The 1,970-nt window shown below is 68.4% G+C and carries 4 protein-coding genes; 1 reads left to right on the forward strand and 3 read right to left on the reverse strand.

Annotation, left to right across the window (positions count from 1 at the left end; all coding sequences use genetic code 11):
* The coding region (locus tag GGD88_RS18325; protein ID WP_184438218.1) for a tellurite resistance TerB family protein at nt 1–591 on the forward strand (591 nt) is incomplete at its 5' end.
* A 31-nt stretch (nt 592–622) separates the two neighbouring features.
* Here the strand turns inward: GGD88_RS18325 and GGD88_RS18330 are convergent.
* From GGD88_RS18330 to GGD88_RS18340, 3 genes are all read right to left on the reverse strand, one after another.
* Entirely contained in the window at nt 623–823 is a 201-nt protein-coding gene (locus GGD88_RS18330) for a DUF6511 domain-containing protein (protein ID WP_246423869.1), read from the reverse strand.
* 140 nt (nt 824–963) lie between these two features.
* On the reverse strand, nt 964–1,191 hold the full coding sequence (locus GGD88_RS18335) for a hypothetical protein (RefSeq protein WP_184438221.1): 228 nt from the start codon (nt 1,189–1,191) through the stop codon (nt 964–966).
* Nucleotides 1,192–1,194: 3 nt separating this feature from the next.
* Nucleotides 1,195–1,902: a hypothetical protein gene (locus GGD88_RS18340; protein WP_184438224.1), complete on the reverse strand. Its 708-nt coding sequence runs from the start codon at nt 1,900–1,902 to the stop codon at nt 1,195–1,197.
* Nucleotides 1,903–1,970: the final 68 nt, after the last annotated feature.

Below are 1,970 nucleotides of genomic sequence, written 5' to 3' on the forward strand. Positions count from 1 at the left end.
CAGCGCCGCGTCACCCTGCACCGGATGAAGGTCTCGAAGGGGCCCGCACTGTTCATCGCCTGCTTCTGCCACGAGCGGCAGGCCAACCGCACGTTCCGCTACGACCGTATCCAGGCCGTCATTGACATCCTGACCGGCGAGTTGTTCGACCGTGATCCCTTTTTCACAGACGAACTGGGCATCTGTGTCCCCGAGCAGTTCCGTTCCTGTGACGACACCATCCCGCCTTTGTTCAAGCAGGTGCGCGGGCGGGCGCGCGACGAACTTGTCATTCTGGCGGGGCTCAGCCGTTCCGACGGGTGCATGCGACCCGAGGAGATCGACGTGATCGTCGATCATGCGCAGCAGATCGGTGCGGATGCGGACCTTTGGCTGGGGGCGGAAGACATCGCGCGGATGCAACGCTACGTGCGCAATCTCAGGCCGGACTTCTCGTCCTTGGTACGGGCGGCACACGTTGTTTCCGATTTGCCGACGCACCGGCAGATGCGCCTTCTGCGGGCCTGTCAGACGGTCATGGACGCTGACGGGATCCAGCACCCGGACGAAATCTCCTTCATCATAGAGATGCAGGATCTGATTGCCGGGTGAGGGGTGGTGAACGCCGATCATGCCTCGCCCCTCAGAACGGGATCGTGTCTTCGAGGGACTGGCGCTGCATGGAGTCCTGGAACCCGGTCACGCAGGCCTCGATGAGGCGATCGATCTCCTCGGCGGTGCGGGTGGCGAACGGCTCCATGAGCCCCAGTTCGGTCAGCGCCTCGGCAAAGGGGCGGCGGGCGTCCTTGATCGCCTGAGCCTCCATCCGGGTCTTGTCGATCATGCCGAACCCTTTCCTCGCCAGGGCGCTCCCCCGATCCAGGCAGCGCATCGAACAGAAGTGATGCCAGGGCCCGTCCGGGCGACGCGGGCGGAGGCCGAAGCCGCGGGCCTGGCGCCCGCACAGGGCACAGGGCGCGCGTTTCATCCCGCCAGCAGGCGGTCCATCTCGGCGGCGTCGCCGGTCCGGACGGCCAGATCGGCCCGCGTCAGCACCGCCGCGGCGATGGCGGCGCCGGCCATGGCGTCCAGTTCACCGATCGTCAGGGAGCGGATCGGCCGGTTCAGCGCCTGGTGGCGGTCCACCAGCCATGCGCCGATGGCCTCGGCGCCGGCCCGGGTGATGGCGGCCTGTTTCTCGTCCTCGGTCATGGGTCACAGCCAGTTGGGTTTCTGGCCACCGGCGGCGGCGGGGGCTCCACCCTGGGTGGGCGCCGCCGGGGTCTGCCAGGCCGGGGGCGCGTCCTGCTGCGGCGCGGCCGTGTTGCCCCAGCCGTTGCCCTGCGGCTGGGTGGTCTTCGGCTGCCGGGGCTTGGCATCCACCGGCCGGGCCGCCACCTCCTCGCCGCGCGTCAGCGGGTCGTATTCCGGATCGCCGGGCACCACGACGTTGGCCAGTTTGTTCTGGTCCTTGTACTGGGCGCTGGAGGCCGGCTCGACCATGATGCGAGCGTAGAACGTGATGCCGTCGAGAGCCTTCAGGCTGGGCAGGGTGCGCTTCTGCTTGGCGGCGGCGCTCTCGTCCTTGGGATCGATCGCAAGGGCGCTTTCGATCATGGCGCGGATGGTGGACTTGGTGATGGTCCACCCGATGGACTGGCCGTTGGCATCGGCCTTGCCGCCGGCGACGGTCAGGTGTTGCCAGACCTTGCGGCGGTCGAACCGGCCACCGACCACCGTGAACTCGCAGTCCAGCATCTTCACGTCGCTGTTCTGCGACGCTTTCAGCAGGCCGCGGTCGTCCGGCGTCGGACCATCCACGCCTCCCGGGCGCAGCGTCATACGCACCTTGACGAAGGTGCCGTCGGGGATGAGGTCGCCGGCCGGCGCCATCTGCGGGCCGGCGTCGTTGAGATCGAGCATGTCAGGCACTCCATGCGGTCGGGGCGGTCGGGGAGGACGGCGTGGACGTGGACGGCGCGGCGGGGCCG

This window comes from Roseospira goensis, assembly GCF_014197795.1.
Lineage (GTDB): Bacteria > Pseudomonadota > Alphaproteobacteria > Rhodospirillales > Rhodospirillaceae > Rhodospira > Rhodospira goensis.

What these genes read in the sequence shown, in the direction of transcription:
- GGD88_RS18330 (WP_246423869.1), bottom strand. Translation starts at nt 823, where the DNA reads ATGATCGACAAGACCCGGATGGAGGCTCAGGCGATCAAGGACGCCCGC.
- GGD88_RS18335 (WP_184438221.1), bottom strand. Translation starts at nt 1,191, where the DNA reads ATGACCGAGGACGAGAAACAGGCCGCCATCACCCGGGCCGGCGCCGAG.
- GGD88_RS18340 (WP_184438224.1), bottom strand. Translation starts at nt 1,902, where the DNA reads ATGCTCGATCTCAACGACGCCGGCCCGCAGATGGCGCCGGCCGGCGAC.